The sequence below is a fragment of the Luteibacter sp. genome (assembly GCF_035539195.1).
In the GTDB taxonomy this organism is placed as follows: domain Bacteria; phylum Pseudomonadota; class Gammaproteobacteria; order Xanthomonadales; family Rhodanobacteraceae; genus Luteibacter.
Map to the genome: position 1 here is coordinate 1 of NZ_DATLIW010000025.1, position 19,963 is coordinate 19,963.

Consider the following 19,963-nt stretch of genomic DNA (forward strand, 5'->3'; position numbering starts at 1 on the left):
AGCAAGGCATACGCCGTTACATCCACTACTACAATCACGATCGCATCAAGCTCAAACTAAAAGGCCTGAGTCCGGTTCAGTACCGAACCCAGGCCTCGGGTGCCTAGCGCCTAAACTGTCCAACTTCTTGGGGTCAGTTCAGCAGCGGCCTTTCCGGTACGAAACGCGGAGGACCTGTCTGAGCAGCGAGGGTGGGCACCGAAGGCTCTGCGCCGCCACGTCCGCGCTCGCCGCGGCATCAGCCGCTGAGTGAACCGATGCCTTCGGCGTCCCCGGACTTCCGCGATGAACCTTTTTGTTTGCGTCGCGTCCCTGTCCTCAGAGTTCGAGACGGTCGCCGAATTCGAAATGGCTGTCGGCAGGGGCGGCGATCACGTTCTGTTGGACGATGCCGGGGAAGATGTTGTCCTCGATGCCGGCAAAGTTGTCGCTGTTGTAGAGGTAGGGAACGTGCGACCACGCGCGATAGCCCAACGCCTTGATCGCGGCGATCTCTTCCGCGGCCTGCTCCATGCCCGAAAGGCGTACGTAGAGCAGCGGGCGATGCGCGCGCAGGGTCTCGCTGGCACCGGCCAGTGCATTGACCAGGGTGTCGGCAAGGTTGAATTTCATCATGTGCACGGCTTCCAGCTGGAGGCTGTCGATGGTGATCGCGCGGACCGGTTCTTTCGGGCCCAGGTGGTGCTGCCCTGCGCTTCGATCGAGCCAGGCGGGATGAGCGAAGACGTTGTCGAGCTGGTTGAGCGCGACATTCGCACACAACTGCTGGAAGCGCAGGCGGCGCGGTTCGACGACATGGACCTGGCCCAGGGGGCCTACGGCGTGGGCCATCCACAAGGCATGTGCCGCGAAGTCCCCGCCGAACTCGAGGACCGTCTGGCCTTCTTCGACGAGTCCGCTGAGCAGGTCGGTTTCGTGCTCGGCCCATTCCCCATAGAGCTGGAGGGAGCGCGTGACGACGTTGTCGGTAGCGACCGCGGCCGTGATGCCGTAACGCGTGTTCCAGAAAGAGGGCGGGTTGTCGTTGGGGGCGTGGGTAGAGCTCATCGGCGTACGGTGTTCCTGGTTAGAGTGTGGCGCGCGCGATCGCCAGCTGGCGTACGGCCTGGGCGAGCGCATGTCGATCGTGGCCGGTGGTGTCGGCGGTCTGGGTCCAGCCGCGACAGGCATCGCGCCAGAGATTGAGCAGGTGCGGGTCGCCGCCGCCGCTGCGCCATGCGGCCTCGCACAGCGTACTGGCCCCGGCGAAATCGCCTTCGCGCAGGCGTGTCGCTGCCATGGCCATGCGTGCGCCGACGGAATCGGCCTCCATCGATGCGAGCTCCCGCCCCAGCGAGGCGGCGACTTCGCCCTGTACGGCGCGGCCCGGCAGCGACTCGTACGTGAGCTGTACGGCAAGCCGGCATTCGAGGGCGTCCATACGCCATGCGGGATCCTGCTCGGCGAGGAAGGCATGCGTGAGCGCCAGGGCACAGGCGTCGACCGCCTCGTCGGAGGGCGGCAGCGTCATCGCGCGTTGGCGCGCGCAACGCGCCAGAAGCAGCGCGGTGCCGGCGTCGCCGCCCTGCATGTAGGCGTCTTCGAGCAAGGCCTGCGCGCGATCCAGGTTGGCCAGCCGTGTCGATGCTTTCTCGCCTTCGGCGCGTTGCAGGAAGATCTCGGCACGTCGGCGCAGCGCGCGCGTGGATGCCTCGAGGCCCAAGGCGGCAAGGCGGTCGCAAAGGGTTTCCGCTTCCGACTGGCGCGCCGCCGCCCCTCCGCCAAGCAACCAGCCGGCCCACGCCAGCTGCACGTCGATCCATGCATCCAGCACGGGTGCCGCTTCCACTCCGAGGTCGACGGCCTGGCGCGCTTGCAGGGCGCGCAGGGCGAACAATCGCGTGGCCCCGGAAAGGCGCTCGATGCGGGCCAGTTCAACGCGAATGGCGCGAGCGACCCAGTGCGCGCGTTCGTCGTCAGCCGCGCGATTCATGCCATCGCGAGTGCGCAGGGCGGCTTCTTCGAGCAAGGCCTCGGCATCCCGCCGCCGAAGGTCGCGTGAGCGCAACACGAGGACGGCCGGCGCGAGCCAGCGCGCGAGCCGGGCATCGTCTCCTTCCCCTGTGCCGGCCTGTTCGAGGATCGTTTGCCAGGCGTCCGCGCTGGTGGTGCCCTCGCCGACGCGACGGATTTCCGGAAATCGTTCGTCGCCGATGAGGTGAAGGGCTGGGCTGGCGTCGATGGCGTGAAGTTCCCTCAGCAGCGTGTCCTCTCGTGGCGACGCGCCGGATGTATGGGTGGGAGGCGGGCGAGTGTCGTTCGCTGGCACGAGGAGATCGACAGGATCGGGGACCATGTAGAGCGACGGCGTGGTGTACGAGGAGTCTTCATAGACCCACTCGGGTGTCTTGTGGTCGGTGGTCGCGGCAGGCGGTGCGGGGCTGTCGTCGGTGAAGAGGTCCGCGATGGACGGCGGCGGGATGTGCGCAGCGTGACGACGCTTTCGTCGGCGTCGCCACAGCATGCCGCCGACGCCGCTCGCAAGCACGGCGACAGCGCCGGTGGAAATGCCCGCGAGCCAGTCCAGGGAAGGCTTCGGCCCAACGGCTTCGGCCGACGAGGCTTCCAGAAGGCGCTTGCTCGCCGCGGCGACGGCGTTCGGCCCGGGCGCCGTGGCGCCCGGCAATGGCGGCTCCTCCATGGCATCGAGCATGCGTGACACATCCCTCATCTGCCGCGCGCGCGTGGCGCGTTCGGCGGCGGTCTCCTGTGGATCGGCGCAGCCGCCGAGCAGCGACAGGGCAAGCGCGAAGCTTGCGACGCGGCGGGACGTGGCGCGATTCCCGCAGCATGCTGGCGGTGTAGCGTTCAACGGTGTTCCTTACGACGCGCGGCGCGTGCCACGCGAGATCGACGTCGCCGATCTTAGGCGAATGACACTCGCCTATCGATGGAAGGATTCGGAAAATTCGGTCGGATTTAGCTTACGTCGAGACGCTCGCCGCGAAGCCTTACTTCGTGCAGCAGGCTACCGCCGATCCAGTAACAAAGCTCCGGCAGGTGGCGGATGTTCCAGATGGCGAGGTCGGCGCGTCGACCGGGCGCGAGCGTGCCGCGATCGTCCAGGCCAAGCGCATGCGCGGCATGGACGGTCGCGCCGCGCAACGCTTCTTCCGGGGTGAGACGGAACAAGGTGCAGGCCATGCCCATCGCCAGCCGTAACGAGAGCAGGGGCGAGGTGCCGGGATTGAGGTCGGTCGCCACCGCCATGGCCACGCCGTGGCGGCGGAACGCTTCGACCGGTGGCGGCCGTGTGTCGCGCAGGGCGTAGTACGCGCCGGGCAACAACACGGCGACCGTGCCGGCCTGGGCCATGGCGCGGACGCCTTCCTCGCTGGTCCACTCGAGGTGGTCGGCGGAAAGGCCGCCGTAGTGGGCGACCAGTGCGGCGCCGCCCAGGTCGGACAACTGTTCGGCGTGCAGTTTCACCGGCAGGCCGAGCGCGCTGGCTTTGCGGAACAGTCGGTCGGTTTCGGCATGGGTGAAGCCGATGCTTTCGCAGAACGCGTCCACCGCGTCGACCAGGCCTTCGTCGGCTAGCGACGGCAGCATGGTGTCGCAGACGAGGGCGACGTAGTCGTCGCGTCGGCCCGCGTATTCCGGTGGCAGGGCATGCATGCCGAGGAAGGTCGTCCGCACGTCGATGCCGAGTTCGACACCGATACGCCGTGCCACGCGGAGCATGCGGCGCTCCGCGTCGGGTTCCAGTCCGTAGCCGGATTTGATTTCCAGGGTGGTGACGCCGTCGGCCAGCAAGGCTCGCGCGCGGGGCAGGGACACGCGCAGCAACTCGTCTTCGCTGGCCGCGCGCGTGGCACGCACGCTGGAGACGATGCCACCACCCGCCCGCGCGATCTCTTCGTAGGTCGCGCCTTCGAGGCGTTGCTCGAACTCCTGGGCGCGGTCGCCTCCGAAGACGAGATGGGTGTGGCAGTCGATCAGCCCGGGCGTTACCCAGGTTCCCGGCAGGGACTCGACACGGTGCGCCAGGGTGTGGGGCTCTCCGGGCAGGTCGCCGCGTGGACCGGCGAACGTAATGACGCCGTCGCGCCAGCCGATCGCGCCGTCCGCGACGGCCCCGTAGGGCACGCCGTTGTCGACGAGGGTGGCAAGGCCCACGTCCAGTAGCAGGCCGTCCCAGCGGTCGTCGGTCGTCATGGTGTGCTTGTTCCTTCGGTGGTGGGCGATTCCCGGCGAAGGCGCTCCTCCTCGTAGTGGACGATCAGCACATCGGCCAACGCCTTGTAGACGGGTACGCGGCAGACCAGGCCCGAGACGGCCCGGGCCAGCAGGCACGCCGCCATGAGCGGCAGTGCCATCTGGTGGTTGGCCGTGAGCTCCAGCGAAATGACCACGGCGGTGAGCGGCGCCTGCGTGACGCCGGCAAGATAGGCGGCCATGCCCAGCAGCACGACCGCCGAGTTATCGGCGCTCGGCAGGAGCTGCGCGATATTTCCGCCTAGCCCCGCACCCACGGCGAGCGCCGGGGAGAAGATGCCGCCCGGGATACCGGCCCACGACGAGGCGATGTTACCGAGGAACTTCAATACGCCGAACAGCGGGCCGGTTTCACTGTGGCCCTGCAGGATGTCGCGCGCCTGCGCGTAGCCGGTGCCGTAGAGGCCGTTCGCGCTGAGCAGGCTGAGCAGCACCAGTGCGAGCCCACAGGTCGCGGCGAAGACGACGGGCTGACGCGCGCGAAGGCGCCCCATCGCACCGCGGAAGCCCACCGCGGAGGGAATGATCAGGCGTGCGAACAGGCCGCCGGCCAGTCCGCCCACCACCCCGGTCAGCAACACGGCGATCCATGCCCTGCCCAGCGGCAAGGCGGCGGCGACGTCGCCGAAATACGCATAGTTGCCGACGATGCCGAGCGAAACGACGCCGGCGACGACGATGGCGGTGAGCAGGGTGCCGCTCATGCGGTGTTCGAACGTCCCTGACATTTCCTCGATGGCGAAAACGACGCCCGCGAGCGGCGTATTGAAGGCGGCGGCGAGTCCGGCGGCCGAGCCGGCGAGGATGAAGCGTCCTGCGGCCGTGGGGTCGTCGAAGCCGAAGCGGCGGCCCATGGAATACAACAGCCCCGCGCCGACATGCACGGTCGGGCCTTCGCGACCGACCGACGCGCCACCGAGCAGGGCGGCGAGGGTCAGTGCCATCTTGCCCACCGCCACCTTCAGCGAAAGCAGGCGCGTGCGAAAGTCTTCATCCTCGACCTTCAGCGCGGCGATGGCTTGCGGAATGCCGGAGCCGCGGGTGGCCTTCAGCGCTCCCTGCGTCAGCCAGCAGAGCAGGGCGAACATGGCGGGCGTGATCAGCAGCGGGACCCACCAGCCGTGCGCGGCGACGCCGTGGAACACCGCGAAGGCATAATCCGCTGCCTTGGCGAAAAGTACGGCGGCAAGGCCGACCACGATGGCGCCGGTCCAGAACAGGAGACGTCGACGCCACTGCTCGGGGGACAGCCAGTCGTGCTGCCCGAAGGCTCGCAGGCGATCGAAGTTCACTTGCCCTCCGGCATGCGCGACCAGCGCACCTGATAGAGATCGAAGCGGCGGTCCTTCAGGTTGGTCACCGCACCGGAGTTGCGCGCGCGGGCGAGGTTTTCCAGGCGTAGGTCGGCGAACAACACGGTCTCGATGTTCGGTGTGGAGTCCGCGGCGATACCGTCCCTCGCGAAGGGCAGGTCGCTCGGGGTGAGGATGCAGCTCTGCGCGTACTGAATGTCGAAATTGTTTACCCCGGGCAGGTTGCCGACGTTGCCGGACAACACCACGTAGCACTGGTTCTCGATGGCACGGGCCTGTGAGCAGTAGCGCACGCGCAGGTAGCCTTCGCGCACGTCGGTGCAGAACGGCACGAACAGGATCAGCGCGCCCTGGTCCGTGAGGTGACGCGCCACCTCCGGGAACTCGGAGTCGTAGCAGATCATCACGCCGATCGGGCCGCAGTCGGTCTGGATCGTCGCCGCGGTATCGCCGCCGGTGATGTTCCACACGTTGCGCTCGCTCGGCGTGGGGTGCAGCTTCTCGCGTTCGTGGATCGAGCCGTCGCGCAGGCACACGTAACAGACGTTGTGGATATCGCCGTTGGGTTGGCGCGTCGGGTGCGAGCCGCCGATGATATTGATGTTGTAGTGCACCGCCAGGCGATGGAACATCGCCTTGACCTCGTCGGTGTACTCCGAGAGTCGGCGGATGGAATCGACCGGTGACAGCTCGGCGTTTTCGATCGAAAGCAACTGCAGGGTGATAAGCTCGGGAAAGGCGACGAAGTCGGCATCGTAGTCGGCGGCGATATCGACGAAGTATTCGACCTGGGTGGCGAACTCGGCGAAGGAGCCGATCCGTCGCTGCTGGTACTGGACCGAGGCCACGCGCACGGAGTCAGGCAGGCGATGGCTCTGGGAAACCTTGGGCGTATCCGGGTGATCGTGCAGCTGCGGGTTTCGCCAGATCAGGTGTGCCGCATAACCGAGCGACTCATGGTCCGACGGCACGTACTCGCGAAGCAGGCCGATCACTTCGAAGCCATTGCGCAACTGGAAGCTCAGCGTCGCATCGCGGCGGCTGCCGTCGACCACGGCCTGCACGTAGCCTTCCGCGCTGCCGTAACGGCCGATCGCGCGGGCGAGGCCCGGCATGCGGCCGCCGAAGACGATGCCGCGAAGCTTGAGGTCCGTGCATAGCCGCTTGCGGGCCATGTACAGGCGCTGGCCGATGCGCATGCCGCGGTAATCCGGGTGGACCACGATTTCCATGCCGTAGAGCCAGTCGCCCTTGGGGTCGTGGCGCGAGGCGAAGCCGCCGCCGGTGATCTGCATCCACGTGTGTGGCGCAAGCGCCACCGCCTCGTTGATGCGGAACGTGGCGCAGAAGCCGACGATCTTTCCCTCGTATTCGACCACGAACTGGCCTTCGGGAAAGTGGGTCTGCTGGCCCTGGAGCATCTCCGCCGAATGGCCCCACTCGGGCGTGTAGACGCGGGCGGTGAGGGCTACGAGTTCGGGCACGTCGGTCGGGCGGGCCAGACGAAGCAGCAGCTTCGGCGATTGAGCGGCGATGGTCTCGGTCATTCGCGCATTATGCCCGTCGGTTACCATGCCCGCTGGACTCCACAGGACACCCCTATGTCACACGCCACCTTCACCGCGGATTTCCTCTGGCAGGAAGGCAGCTGGCACGAGGGAGGGGCGGGCCTGGCCGTCGCCGGGGCGCGGTTCGCGCCAGCGGCCGATGGCGGTGGCGAGCGTATCGGCCGCTTCGTGCTGCCTGGTATGCCGAATCTGCATTCGCACGCGTTCCAGCGCGCCATGGCCGGCCTGGCCGAGCGTCGCGGTCCCGGCGAGGACAGCTTCTGGACCTGGCGCGAAACCATGTATACCTTCGCCGAGGCCATCGACCCGGACGACCTCAAGGCGATCGCCACCCAGCTCTACATCGAGATGGTGAAGGCGGGCTACACGCAAGTCTGCGAGTTCCACTACCTGCACCACGGCCCGCGGGGCGTCCCGTACGCCGAGCCCGCGGCGATGTCGCTGGCATTGATCGAAGCGGCGAAGGAGGCGGGTATCGGGCTGACCCTGTTGCCGGTGCTCTACATGACCGGCGGCTTCGATGGTCGTCCCTTGAACGAACGCCAGCAGCGCTTCCGTCACGATGTCGGCCAGTACGTGACCCTGCTCGAGCGCCTTGCACCGCTGCAGAACGACATGCTGCGCCTGGGTATCGCGTTGCATTCGTTGCGCGCCGTGCCGGAAGAAGCCATGCGCGCGTTGCTCGCCAGCGGCGTATGTCGCGAGCTGCCGATCCATATCCACATCGCCGAACAGATCGGTGAAGTACAGGACTGTCTCGCCGTGCGCGGCGCGCGTCCGGTGGAATGGCTGCTCGACCACGCGGAGGTGGATTCGCGCTGGACGCTCATCCACGCCACCCATCTCACCCCGCATGAAACCGATCGCCTGGCGAAAAGCGGCGCGGTGGCGGGGCTGTGCCCGACCACGGAAGCCAACCTGGGCGACGGACTGTTCCCGCTGGCCGCTTTCATCGACGCCGGTGGCACGCTAGGCATCGGATCGGATTCGCATATTTCCGTGTCGCCGGTGGAAGAACTGCGCTGGCTCGAATACGGCCAGCGCCTTATGACGCGTCACCGCAACGTGGCCGCGCGTCGACCGGAAGAGAGCGTGGGCACGGCGTTGTGGCAGCGTGCCCTGCAAGGCGGTGCCCTGGCCGCGGCAACGGATGTCGCCCGTCTCGGCGACGGAGCGCGTGCCGATCTCATCATCCTCGACGAACGTTCGCCGCTGCTTGCCGCGCGTGACGAGGCGGACGTGCTCGACAGTTTCCTCTTCGCCGGCAATACGCCGCTGGTACGCGATGTGATGGTGGGCGGAACGTGGCGCGTGCGCGACTTCGCCCATGTGGCCGAGCGCGCCGCGGCCGATGCTTACCGCGTCGTCGTCGAGAGGTTGGCCGCGGCCTGAGCCGCCGGTCCCGACGGACACTTCGACCTGCCGTAGAGACCTTCCGCGGCAGGCTCGTTGCGCTTGACCGCATCGGGCGAGGCGTACACGGTTATGCCGAGGTCGCAGTGATTGTCGCGAAGCGTGAAGCGGATCGTATCCATGCGCGTCGGCGGCGCGTCGTCGAGCGCACAGGTACTGCCCTTGGCCAGACGGATCGTCACCGTGTCGTCGCCGCTGTCGACGACCTCGAAGCCCGCGTTGCTGCAACCCTTCCAGCTGAGCGTGTTCTTGTCGACAGTGAGCATGCGCAGGCCGATGAACGCATTGCTGTACGGCTCCCAATCGCCGGCGAGCCAGGTGGGGGCGGCTTGGGCGGTCGAGAGCAGGGCGAGGGCTATCAGCGGGTGCATGGGGAATCCTCGAGGTCTTTGCTTCGCAGGAATCATCGGCGACAGGTGCTTGCATCGTCCCGCGGATCATGCTCTATTCAAGCCATGACTCGCCTCACCGCCAATAACGCCAATACCAATAATACCCGGAACCTCGGGAGGGTCGGCGTGTAGGCGGTTTCAGCGAAAGCACCCCACACACGAAAGGCCCGCCCTCATCAGGCGGGCCTTTTTCTTTGCGCGTTTCTCTTCATCGGCAACGTTCCAGCTACCAGGAGTGACAAGGCCATGTGTTCGATCTTCGGGATGTTCGGCCTCGCGGCCGGCGACGACCTGATCGCCCTGCGTACGCAGGCGATGGAGCTTTCCCAGCGGCAGCGCCATCGCGGGCCGGACTGGAGCGGCGTCTACGTCGACCAGGGCGCGATTCTCGTCCATGAGCGGCTGGCCATCGTCGATCCCGCCAGCGGCGCCCAGCCCCTGCGCTCGCCGGAAGGCGACCTCGCGCTGGCCGTGAATGGCGAGATCTACAACCATCGCGAACTGCGTGCCGCCAGCGACTATGCGTTTACCACCGCCTCCGACTGCGAAGTCATCAACGCGCTCTACCGCGAACACGGCGCGGACTTCCTCGGTCGGCTCAACGGCATCTTCGCTTTCGCCTTGTGGGACGCCGGTCGCCGACGTTTCCTGATCGCCCGCGACGCTCTGGGCGTTTGCCCGCTCTACTGGGGGCACGACCGGGCGGGGCGCCTCTGCGTCGCCTCGGAAATGAAATCCCTGGTCGGCGTGTGTGCGGACGTCGCGCCGTTTCCGCCGGGCCATGTGTACGACAGCGAGACGGGCCGGACGTTGCGCTACTGGACGCCGGCCTGGCGTGACTACGACGCCACCGTCGGCCACAGGATCGATCCGATGGCCCTCCGGGCCGCCTTCGAAGCGGCCGTGCATCGCCAGATGATGACCGACGTCCCCTACGGCGTGCTGCTTTCCGGTGGCCTCGATTCCTCCCTCGTCGCCGCCGTCGCGGCCAGCTTCGCCCGCCGGCGCATCGAAGAAGACGATCGCGGAGAGGCCTGGTGGCCGCGCCTGCATTCCTTCGCTATCGGCCTGGATGGCTCGCCGGACCTGAAGGCGGCCGACGTCGCCGCCGCGGCGCTCGGCACGGTGCACCACGGTTTCCGCTACACCTTCGAAGAAGGCCTCGATGCGCTGCCGGAAGTCATCCGGCATATCGAAACCTATGACGTCACCACGATCCGCGCGTCCACACCGATGTTCCTGCTCGCCCGGCGGATCAAGGCGATGGGCGTGAAGATGGTGCTCTCCGGCGAGGGCGCGGACGAAATCTTCGGCGGCTACCTGTACTTCCACAAGGCACCCTCGGCGCGCGCGTTCCACGAGGAAACGATCCGCAAGCTGGACGCGTTGCACTATTACGACTGCCTGCGCGCGAACAAGTCCATGTCCGCCTGGGGCGTCGAAGCGCGCGTGCCCTTCCTCGACACCGAATTCCTCGAAACCGCCATGGCCTTCGATGCCGAAGCCAAGATGGTCGCGCGCAAAGGCATCGAGAAGGGTGTCCTGCGCGAGGCCTTCGAAGGGGCGCTGCCGGAGGAGATCCTGTGGCGGCAGAAGGAGCAGTTCAGTGACGGCGTGGGTTACGGCTGGATCGACGGACTCAAGGCCCACGCGGAAGCCATGGTCTCCGATCGCGAGTTCGCGGCGGCGGCCGCCCGTTTCCCGCACAACACCCCGGCCACCAAGGAAGCCTTCTTCTACCGCACGATCTTCGAGAAGCACTTCCCGGGCGAGGCCTGCGCCGCCACGGTGCCGGGCGGCAAGTCGATCGCCTGCTCGTCGCCGGCTGCGCTCGAATGGGATCCCGCCTTCGCCGCAGCCGCCGACCCATCGGGCAGGGCAGTCCGCGGTGTCCACCAGGAGGCCCTGCCGGGCTGAACGGCCCTGCTACGCCACATGCTGGAGTGCCTGCTGTGGGAGCCGTTTCAGCGGCGCTGTGGGGGCGGCGCTGTGGGAGCCGCTTCAGCGGCGAACCCGCGCCAGCGGGCCGGGTGTCGTCGACACCCGTCGACACCCGTCGCCGCTGAAGCGGCTCCCACAAGGAGCGGGGCATCGCTGAGGCGGCTCGCACAAGGAGCGGGGCATCGCTTCAGCGGCTCCCACAGGGAGCAGGGCACCGCTGAATTTGTTACGATCAGCCGCTTTAGCCGGCGTGATCCCGCGCCGCATCAGCAGGCAAGCCAACCATGATCGAGACCAATCCGATCCTCGCGCAGATTGCGGACCTCACGGGCCGCGTCGAGTCGCTTAGGGGGTATCTTTGACTACGCAGTCAAGAAAGAACGCCTCGAAGAAGTAGCCCGCGAGCTGGAGAATCCCAAGGTCTGGGATGACCCCAAGCGCGCCCAGGAGCTGGGCCGCGAACGCTCCCAGCTCGACGGTATCGTCACCGGCATCGACGAGATGTCCGGCTCGCTCGCCGATTCGAAGGAGCTGCTCGAAATGGCCGCCGCCGATGGCGACGACGACACCGTGCAGTCCATTGTCGGCGACCTGGGCAAGATCGACGCTCGCGTGAGCAAGCTGGAATTCCAGCGCATGTTCTCCGGCGAGCTCGACTCCGCAGCCGCCTTCGTCGACGTCCAGGCCGGTGCCGGTGGCACCGAAGCCCAGGACTGGGCGGAAATCCTCCTGCGCATGTACCTGCGCTGGGCGGAATCGCGCGGTTGGAAAACCGAGATGATGGAAGTCAGCGCGGGCGATGTCGCCGGTATCAAGTCGGCCACGTTCCGCGTGGAAGGCGACTATGCCTACGGCTGGCTGAAGACCGAGATCGGCGTGCACCGCCTGGTCCGCAAGAGCCCGTTCGATTCCGATAACCGCCGGCACACCAGCTTCACCTCGGTGTTCGTCTCGCCGGAAGTCGACGACAACATCGAAATCGACATCAATCCAGCCGACCTGCGGACGGACGTCTATCGCTCGTCCGGCGCCGGCGGCCAGCACGTCAACAAGACCGAGTCGGCCGTGCGTATCACGCATATCCCGACGAACACGGTCGTCGCCTGCCAGACCGAGCGCAGCCAGCACGCCAACCGCGACCGCGCGATGAAGATGCTGAAAGCCAAGCTGTACGAGCTGGAAGTGCAGAAGCGCAATGCCGAAAAGGACGCACTGGAAGCGACCAAGTCCGACATCGGCTGGGGCAGCCAGATCCGCAACTACGTGCTCGACCAGTCGCGCATCAAGGACCTGCGTACCGGCGTCGAACGCTCCGACACACAGAAGGTGCTCGATGGCGACCTCGACGAATTCGTCGAAGCCAGCCTGAAATCCGGCCTCGAGGCCGGCTCCAAGCGCATCGATGCCTGATGTTCCCGGGGGCGCGCAGGCGCCCCCGTTCCAATTACACGAAGCCAGAAGCACACCATGACCGACGACACCAGCGCCGATACTCCCGTTACCGCCGCCGAAGAGAACCGCCTCATCGCCGAGCGTCGCGAGAAACTGAAATCGCTGCGTGCGCAGGGCATCGCCTATCCGAACGACTTCAAAGTGGACAGCTTCGCAGGCGACCTGCAGGCCGAGTTCGCCGACAAGGACAGCTGGACGGCCGAGGCCATCGAGGGCACACCGCGTCGGGTGACCGTCGCCGGTCGCATCATCCTGATGCGCGGGCAGGGCAAGGTCAGCTTCGTGCAGATGCAGGACGGCACCGGTCGCATCCAGCTCTTCGTCCACCAGGGCACGCTGGGCGAGGAAGGCTACGATGCGTTCAAGCGCTGGGATCTCGGTGACATCGTCGGCGCCGAAGGTGTCCTGATGCGGACCAAGACCGGCGAGCTGTCGGTCAAGGTCGAGTCGATCCGCCTGCTGACCAAGTCGCTGCGAGGCCTGCCGGACAAACACCACGGCCTGGCCGACGTCGAACAGCGTTATCGCCAGCGCTACGTCGACCTCATCGTCACCGAAGAGTCGCGGCGTACCTTCGCGCTGCGCTCGAAGATCATCAGCCATGTGCGTCGCTGGCTCGAAGCCGAGCCGCGGCGCTTCATGGAAGTCGAAACGCCGATGATGCACGTGATCCCCGGTGGCGCGACGGCACGCCCGTTCACCACGCACCATAACGCGCTCGATATTCCGCTGTTCCTGCGCGTGGCGCCGGAGCTCTACCTCAAGCGCCTGGTCGTCGGCGGTTTCGATCGTGTGTACGAAATCAACCGTAATTTCCGTAACGAGGGCGTGTCCACCCGACACAACCCCGAGTTCACCATGCTCGAGTTGTACCAGGCATACGCCACGTACCACGAGATCATGGACCTGACCGAAGGCATGATCCGTACCGCGGCGGCGGATGTCGTCGGCAACACCGTGATCGAATGGGACGGCGCGACGATCGATGTCGGCCCGGCCTTCCGTCGCTGGCGCATGGAAGACGCCGTGCTCGAACTCAACCCCGAGATCAAGCCGTCCGACTTGCGTGATCGCGATGCGATGGCCGCGCACGCGGCGCGTCTGGGTATCCATGTGAAACCGGGCTACGGCTGGGGCAAGCTTCTGCTGGAAGTGTTCGAGGCGACGGTGGAGCACACGCTCATCCAGCCCACCTTCATCACCGATCACCCCGTCGAAGTCTCGCCGCTGGCGCGCGAGAGCGACACCGACAAGGGCATCACCGACCGCTTCGAGCTGTTCATCAACGGTAAGGAGCTGGCCAACGGCTTCTCCGAGCTCAACGATTCCGAAGATCAGGCGGCGCGTTTCCAGGCCCAGGTGGACGCGAAGGACGCCGGCGACGACGAGGCGATGCATTACGACGCCGACTACATCCGCGCGCTCGAAGTCGGCCTGCCGCCGACCGGCGGTCTCGGTGTCGGCATCGACCGGCTCGTCATGCTGCTGACCGGTTCGTCGTCGATCCGCGACGTTCTGCTGTTCCCGACCATGCGCCCCGAGGCCTGAAGGAGACCCCATGTTCTACGCCATCACCGGTATCGATCACCCGAACTCGCTGGAAAAGCGTCTGTCCGTGCGCCCGGCTCACGTTGCCCGCCTCTCGGCGCTGAAAGAAGAGGGCCGCCTGAAGCTCGCCGGCCCGTTTCCGGCCATCGACGCCGAGGATCCGGGTGAGGCCGGTTTCACCGGCAGCCTGATCGTGGCGGAGTTCGAAAGCCTCCAGGCGGCCCAGGCCTGGGCCGACGCCGACCCGTATATCGGTGCCGGCGTGTACCGCGAGGTCACGGTCCGCCCGTTCAAGGTCGTCCTGCCGTGACCGTCGAGAAGGTCGAGCGCATCCGCCAGCGGTTGACCGAGGCCCTGGCCCCGGTCCAACTGGATGTCATCGACGAGGGTCACAAGCATGCCGGGCACGCAGGCGAGGGCAAGGGCCACTTCTTCGCCCGTATCGTCAGCCCGGCCTTTGCCGGGAAGAACCCGATCGAGCGGCACCGTATGGTCTACGCTGCACTGGGCGACATGATGCCGGACGGCATTCACGCCCTGGCGATCGAGGCAAAAGCTCCCGGCGAGTGATCGTTAGGCCGAAAAACAACGGGTTAGCGCTTTAACCTCATGCTGCTTCGCGTATTGCGCACCCCGCCCCCCTTTGGCAAAGTGACCGATCAGCCAGGGGGTGGCTCCCGAACGGAGCCCTCGGCCGCGTCCCAACGGAAACCATAATGCGTCTGACCACGATCAAGCTGGCGGGATTCAAGTCGTTCGTCGACCCCACCACGCTGCACCTGCCCACCAATATGACCGGCGTCGTCGGCCCTAACGGCTGCGGCAAGTCGAACATCATCGACGCCATCCGTTGGGTCATGGGCGAATCCGCGGCCAGCCGCCTGCGCGGCGACTCGCTCACCGACGTCATCTTCTCCGGCTCCAGCGCGCGCAAGCCGGTCGGCCAGGCGACGGTCGAACTCATCTTCGACAACAGCGACGGTACGATCCAGGGCGAATACGCGAGCTTCGCGGAGATCTCGGTCAAGCGCATCGTCAGCCGCGACGGCCAGTCGTCCTATCACCTCAATGGCGCGCGTTGCCGCCGCCGTGACATCACCGACCTGTTCCTCGGCACGGGCCTGGGCCCGCGCAGCTACTCGATCATCGAGCAGGGCATGATCAGCCAGATCATCGAGGCGGCGCCGGAAGAACTGCGTACCCACCTCGAGGAAGCGGCGGGCATCTCCAAGTACAAGGAGCGCCGCAAGGAAACCGAGAGCCGGATCAAGGCCACCCGCGAGAACCTCGATCGCGTCCGCGACGTACGCGACGAAGTCGAGAAGCAACTCGACCACCTCAATCGCCAGGCCCGCGCGGCCGAACGCTGGAAGGCCTTCAAGGAAGAACATACCCGCCGCGAGGCCGAGCTGCGGGCGCTGGAATACCGCACGTTGCATCGCCAGCACGAAGGCGAGGGCTCGGGCCTGCGCGAGGCCGAACTGGAAATCGACAAGCATCTCGCCGGCCAGCGCCAGATCGAGGCGCAGCTGGAAACCGTGCGCGAACGCCACCAGGGCGCCAGCGAACACCTGAACCAGGTGCAGGGCGAGGTGTACAAGGTCGGTGCCGAGATCGCCCGTGTCGAGCAGCAGGTGCGCCACAACCGTGACCTCAGCGAACGGCTTACCCGTTCGCGCGCCGAGACCGAGCGCGAATACGAAGAACTGCAGGGCCACATCACGGCCGACCGCGAACAGGTGGAAACCCTGCGCATGGCCTTGGCCGAGGGCGAGCCGAAGCTCGAGGCCCTGCAACAGATCCAGGACGAAACCGGCGAAGCACAGCGCGCCACCGAGGCCAAGCTGGCCGATTGGCAGCAGCGCTGGGACGCGCACACGCGCGGGGCCTCGGAATCCAGCCGCGCCGCCGAAGTCGAGCGGACCAAGCTGGCCTACCTCGATCGCCAGACCGTCGATCTCTCCCGCCGCCGCGAAGCGCTCGAAGCCGAACAGCGGGCGACCGATGTCGCCGCGCTCGACGCGGCATCCGAGCAGCTCGATGTCGAGCACGACACCCAGCGCGAGCGCGTCGAGCAGCTCGGCGGCGTGCTCGACCAGCACAAGGTGTCGTACGAGCGGGTGCTCGACGAAGAGCGCCAGGTGCAGTCGGCGCTCAACGAGGCGCGCCAGCAGTTGCAGACCGCGCGCGGCCGCCAGGCCTCGCTCGAGGCCTTGCAGAGCTCCGCCCTGGGCCAGGAGGAAACCGCCGCGAGCGGCTGGCTCTCCCGTCTGGGTCTGGATCGGTCGCGCCGCCTCGGCGAGTCGCTGCAGGTCGATGCGGGCTACGAATCGGCCGTGGAAACCGTGCTCGCCGGCGTACTCGACGGCGTGCTGGTGGATTCGATCGCCGCGCTGACCGCCGAATTCGAGGCGCTCGGCCAGGCGGACGTCGCGCTGTTCGCGAAAGACCAGGGCGGCCCCGGCGCCGCCGGGACGCTGGCCGCATACGTTCGCGGTCCGGTTGCGGCGATGTCGCTGCTGGCCAATGTCTTCGTTGCCGACTCGGTCGAGGATGCCGCCGCCCGCGTTTCCTCGCTTGCCGCGCACCAGTCCGTCATCACTCGCGACGGCGCCTGGATGGGCCCGGGCTGGGCGCGCGTGCTGCGCGCGCAGGGCAACCAGGTCGGCGTCCTCGCCCGCGAGCGCGAGATCCGCCAGCTCGCCGAACAGATCGAAACGCTGGAAGGCTCCAGCGAGGAATGGACCGAGCAGCTCGAGACCCTGCGCACGCGCAAGTTCGAGACCGAGCGCCAGCGCGACGACGCCCAGCGCGATCTCTACGCCGCGCATCGCCGGCTCTCCGAGCTGGCCGGCCAGCTGCAGAGTCATCGCGGCAAGATGGAAACCGCGCGTGCCCGCGCCGAGAAAGTCGGCGGCGAGATCAGCGTCATCCTCGAGCAGATCGACGAACTTGCCGGCCAGACGCGCGATGCGCGCTCGCGGCTGGATGAAGCCGTCGGCCTCATGGGGGATCGCGAAGACGAGCGTCGTGGCCTCGAGAACGAGCGCCGCGAACTGCTCGAAGCGCGCGAAGAAGCGCGCATCAACGCGCGCGAAGCGGCCGACCAGTCGCATCAGCTGGCCCTGGGTATGGAGTCCAAGCGTGCGGCGCTGACTTCGCTGGAGCAGGCACTGGCCCGTCTCGACACGCAGCTGCGCCAGGTCACCGCGCGCCGCGACGAAATCGACCAGCAGCTTGCCGCCGGCTCCGACCCTATCGCCGAACTGGAAGAAGAGCGCCAGACCTACCTCGACCAGCGCCTGTTGGTCGACAAGCAACTCGTCGAGGCGCGCCGTGCCCTGGAAGACTGCGACGCCGAGTTCCGTCGTCTGGAGCAGGAACGCCAGCGCACCGAACACGTCTTGAACCAGGTGCGCGAGAGCGTATCGGAGAAGCGCCTCGCCGCGCAGGCCCTGCAGCTTCGCGCCGAGCAACTGGCCCAGGCGATCAAGGCCTCGGGCCTCGAACTCGAAGCCCTGCTCACCGAACTGGCCGAAGACGCCGAGCCCGACCACTGGCAGCGTCAGCTGGTCGATCTGGCGCAGAAGATCGCCCGCCTGGAGCCGGTCAACCTGGCCGCGATCCAGGAACACGCCGAGCAGTCGCAGCGCAAGGAGTACCTCGACGCGCAGCTGGCCGACCTGGTCAGTGCCATGGAGACCCTGGAAGGCGCGATCAAGAAAATCGATCGCGAGACCCGGCAGCGCTTCAAGGAAACCTTCGACCGCGTCAACGCGGGCGTCCAGGAACTGTTCCCGCGCCTGTTCGGCGGCGGGCACGCTTACCTGGAACTCACCGGCGAAGACCTGCTCGATACCGGTGTGGCGATCATGGCGCGCCCTCCGGGCAAGCGTGTCAGCAACATCACGTTGCTCTCCGGCGGCGAGAAGGCGCTCACCGCGGTGTCGCTGGTGTTCGCGATCTTCGGCCTCAATCCGGCCCCGTTCTGCCTCCTCGACGAGGTGGACGCGCCACTGGACGAAGCCAACGTCGGTCGCTTCTCGGCCATGGTCCGTGAGATGAGCGAGAAGGTGCAGTTCATTTTTGTCAGCCACAACAAGGCCACCATGGAGGCCGCATATCAGCTGTGCGGCGTTACCATGCGCGAGCCGGGTGTGTCCCGCCTGGTTCAGGTCGACCTCGCCGAAGCGTCCAAGCTCGTCGGCGCGGCTTAAGCACTAAACAAGGAATCGAAGCATGAATCCCGCCATCGGCCTCGCCTGGAATCCCGCAGTAGGCATCCCGATGCTTTTCGTCGGTATCGTCGTCCTTGTGCTGATCTGGCTGTTCGGCCAGCCGCGCAAGGAACAGCAGGGTCGCCGCAAGCCGGCGCCGGAGGCGCAGGAGCGTTCGCGCGAGCGCCGCGAGCCCGTTTTCAACGATGACGGCGAGGAAGTCGGCGGGGCCGGCGGCGAATCGTTCAGCGCCCGCGACGATCGGGCGTTCGACACCCGCGACGACCGCGAATTCAGTGCCCGCGACGACGATGCCAACGATCCGCTGTTCCGTCCGTCGCCCAAGCAGGGCGAACTGGACGTGGACCTGCGCGCCGAACTGGAGCGCCTCGGCGCTTCGCTGTCCGGGGACCGCGCGGCCGTTCGACCGCCGGAGGCTCGCGACGAGCCGGTCTCGCCGCCGCCTGCACAGCATTCGCCCCAGCAACGCGTCGAACCGCGATTCGACCTGCCGTTCGACCTCGACGAGCCCGTCGCGGCCGCACCGGCTCGCCCGCCGGCGCCGGCGCCCGTTCCTGTTCCGGCGCCCGCACCCCCTCCGAAGGCTCCGCCGCGCTCCGACCTCGGGCGCCGTCCGGCGCATGCGCCGGTGGAGCGCATCGTCAGCCTCTACGTGGTCGCCCGCGAAGGCAGCAAGTTCCATGGCTCCGACCTGGTCGTCGCCGCGGAAAAGGCCGGCCTCGAATTCGGCGACATGGGCATCTATCACCGTCTCGTCGACGGTCATCCGGAGCAGGGCCCGATCTTCAGCGTGGCCAACCTGACCAAGCCGGGCAACTTCGACATGGGCCGTATCGCCACCTTGCAGACATCCGGCCTGTCGTTCTTCATGGCCCTGCCGGGTCCGGCCCCGGCACTGGACGCGTGGGACGCCATGCTGCCCACGGCACAGCGTCTGGCCGAACTGCTCGACGGCCTGGTCCTGGATGAGGAGCGCAACGCGCTCGGTCGCCAGCGCATCGCGCATATCCGCGATGAACTGCGCGGTTGGGATCGCGGCCATGAAGGCGAAGAGATCAAGTTCGGCCAGTAATGTACACGCCGACGTCTTTCGTCGAATCCCGTCTCCCCGTGCTGCACGAGGCGATTCGCTCGATCGCCTTCGGCACCCTGGTCACGGCGGGTGAGGGCGGCATCGAGGCCAGCCACCTGCCGTTCGTGCTGGTGCCGGACGAAGGTCCATGGGGCACGCTTTACGCCCATGTGGCCCGGCCGAACAATCACGTGAGCCGCCACGGCGGCGAGGTGCTGGCGATCTTTGCCGGCGCCCAGGCATACATCTCGCCGAACGGCTATCCGGGCAAGGCCACGCATCACCGCGAGGTGCCGACCTGGAACTATATCGCCGTGCATGCGTATGGTCGCGTCGAAACCTACGACGACCCGGCGCGGCTGCGCGCCCATCTGGTAAGCCTCACCGATCAATCCGAGCACGCGGCCAGGCAACCGGTTCCCTGGCAGGTCGACGACGCTCCCGACGATTACGTCGCCGCCAACCTCCGCGCCATCGTCGGCATCCGCCTGCCGATCGACCGCATCGAAGGCAAGTGGAAGCTTGGTCAGAACCGGCCCATCGGCGATCGCCTCGGCGCCGCGACCTTGCTCGGCGAACGGCCCGGTGACGACGAGCAGGCGATCGCACGGGCCATGATCGACAGCACCAAGAGCTGAGCGGATGGCTCGCGTCGCGAGCTCATGCCTGCACCGCCCCAGCGCCCACCCCGCAAAAACACACGTATTCACACTGCGGAAACACCCGTCTGCGTCACTGTGAATGCCTTCGCGTGTCCGGGTCGATTGGC

The 19,963-nt window shown here is 66.9% G+C and carries 16 protein-coding genes; 10 read left to right on the forward strand and 6 right to left on the reverse strand.

Annotated elements, in window-relative coordinates; all coding sequences use genetic code 11:
- Positions 1 to 107 (forward strand): IS3 family transposase (locus tag VM621_RS06785; RefSeq protein ID WP_325467336.1); only part of this gene is annotated, 107 nt, incomplete at its 5' end.
- A 211-nt stretch (positions 108 to 318) separates the two neighbouring features.
- Here the strand turns inward: VM621_RS06785 and VM621_RS06790 are convergent.
- From VM621_RS06790 to VM621_RS06810, 5 genes are all read right to left on the reverse strand, one after another.
- Positions 319 to 1,047, reverse strand: a complete 729-nt coding sequence (locus VM621_RS06790; RefSeq protein WP_325468211.1) for a hypothetical protein — start codon at positions 1,045 to 1,047, stop codon at positions 319 to 321.
- Positions 1,048 to 1,066: 19 nt separating this feature from the next.
- On the reverse strand, positions 1,067 to 2,851 hold the full coding sequence (locus tag VM621_RS06795; protein WP_325468212.1) for a hypothetical protein: 1,785 nt from the start codon (positions 2,849 to 2,851) through the stop codon (positions 1,067 to 1,069).
- A 107-nt stretch (positions 2,852 to 2,958) separates the two neighbouring features.
- Positions 2,959 to 4,197, reverse strand: coding sequence for an imidazolonepropionase (hutI, locus tag VM621_RS06800; protein WP_325468213.1), 1,239 nt, complete (start codon positions 4,195 to 4,197; stop codon positions 2,959 to 2,961).
- A complete protein-coding gene (locus tag VM621_RS06805; RefSeq protein ID WP_325468214.1) occupies positions 4,194 to 5,549 on the reverse strand; it encodes a chloride channel protein in 1,356 nt (451 codons plus the stop codon). Before VM621_RS06805 ends, hutI begins: the two co-directional genes overlap by 4 nt.
- Positions 5,546 to 7,117: a GNAT family N-acetyltransferase gene (locus tag VM621_RS06810; RefSeq protein ID WP_325468215.1), complete on the reverse strand. Its 1,572-nt coding sequence runs from the start codon at positions 7,115 to 7,117 to the stop codon at positions 5,546 to 5,548. Before VM621_RS06810 ends, VM621_RS06805 begins: the two co-directional genes overlap by 4 nt.
- A gap of 54 nt (positions 7,118 to 7,171) precedes the next feature.
- On the opposite strand from VM621_RS06810, the gene VM621_RS06815 reads away from it, so the two are divergent.
- Positions 7,172 to 8,530 (forward strand): formimidoylglutamate deiminase, encoded by a 1,359-nt coding sequence (locus VM621_RS06815; RefSeq protein ID WP_325468216.1) that lies wholly within the window; start codon positions 7,172 to 7,174, stop codon positions 8,528 to 8,530.
- Here the strand turns inward: VM621_RS06815 and VM621_RS06820 are convergent.
- On the reverse strand, positions 8,494 to 8,922 hold the full coding sequence (locus VM621_RS06820) for a hypothetical protein (protein WP_325468217.1): 429 nt from the start codon (positions 8,920 to 8,922) through the stop codon (positions 8,494 to 8,496). The two genes, VM621_RS06815 and VM621_RS06820, sit on opposite strands and share 37 nt — an antisense overlap.
- A gap of 267 nt (positions 8,923 to 9,189) precedes the next feature.
- Between VM621_RS06820 and asnB the strand changes: the two genes are divergently transcribed.
- The 8 genes from asnB to VM621_RS06860 all read left to right on the forward strand — a co-directional run bounded on the left by asnB (position 9,190) and on the right by VM621_RS06860 (position 19,832).
- Complete coding sequence (gene asnB, locus VM621_RS06825) at positions 9,190 to 10,860, forward strand: asparagine synthase B (protein ID WP_325468218.1); 1,671 nt, start codon at positions 9,190 to 9,192, stop codon at positions 10,858 to 10,860.
- 308 nt (positions 10,861 to 11,168) lie between these two features.
- A protein-coding gene (gene prfB / locus VM621_RS06830; RefSeq protein WP_325468219.1) for a peptide chain release factor 2 occupies positions 11,169 to 12,294 on the forward strand; the annotation gives its coding sequence in 2 pieces (ribosomal slippage) (positions 11,169 to 11,243 and positions 11,245 to 12,294; 1,125 coding nt in all).
- 57 nt (positions 12,295 to 12,351) lie between these two features.
- A complete protein-coding gene (gene lysS / locus VM621_RS06835; protein WP_325468220.1) occupies positions 12,352 to 13,884 on the forward strand; it encodes a lysine--tRNA ligase in 1,533 nt (510 codons plus the stop codon).
- A 10-nt stretch (positions 13,885 to 13,894) separates the two neighbouring features.
- Positions 13,895 to 14,194: a YciI family protein gene (locus tag VM621_RS06840; protein WP_325468221.1), complete on the forward strand. Its 300-nt coding sequence runs from the start codon at positions 13,895 to 13,897 to the stop codon at positions 14,192 to 14,194.
- A complete protein-coding gene (locus VM621_RS06845; protein WP_325468222.1) occupies positions 14,191 to 14,454 on the forward strand; it encodes a BolA family protein in 264 nt (87 codons plus the stop codon). Before VM621_RS06840 ends, VM621_RS06845 begins: the two co-directional genes overlap by 4 nt.
- Before the next feature lie 146 nt (positions 14,455 to 14,600).
- Complete coding sequence (gene smc, locus VM621_RS06850; protein WP_325468223.1) at positions 14,601 to 18,101, forward strand: chromosome segregation protein SMC; 3,501 nt, start codon at positions 14,601 to 14,603, stop codon at positions 18,099 to 18,101.
- Positions 18,102 to 18,123: 22 nt separating this feature from the next.
- Positions 18,124 to 19,194 carry a cell division protein ZipA gene (gene zipA / locus VM621_RS06855; RefSeq protein WP_325468224.1) on the forward strand — a complete coding sequence of 357 codons (1,071 nt, stop codon included), beginning with the start codon at positions 18,124 to 18,126 and terminating at the stop codon, positions 19,192 to 19,194.
- On the forward strand, positions 19,194 to 19,832 hold the full coding sequence (locus VM621_RS06860) for an FMN-binding negative transcriptional regulator (RefSeq protein ID WP_325468225.1): 639 nt from the start codon (positions 19,194 to 19,196) through the stop codon (positions 19,830 to 19,832). The genes zipA and VM621_RS06860 overlap by 1 nt, the downstream gene beginning before the upstream one ends.
- The last annotated feature ends 131 nt before the right edge of the window (positions 19,833 to 19,963 follow it).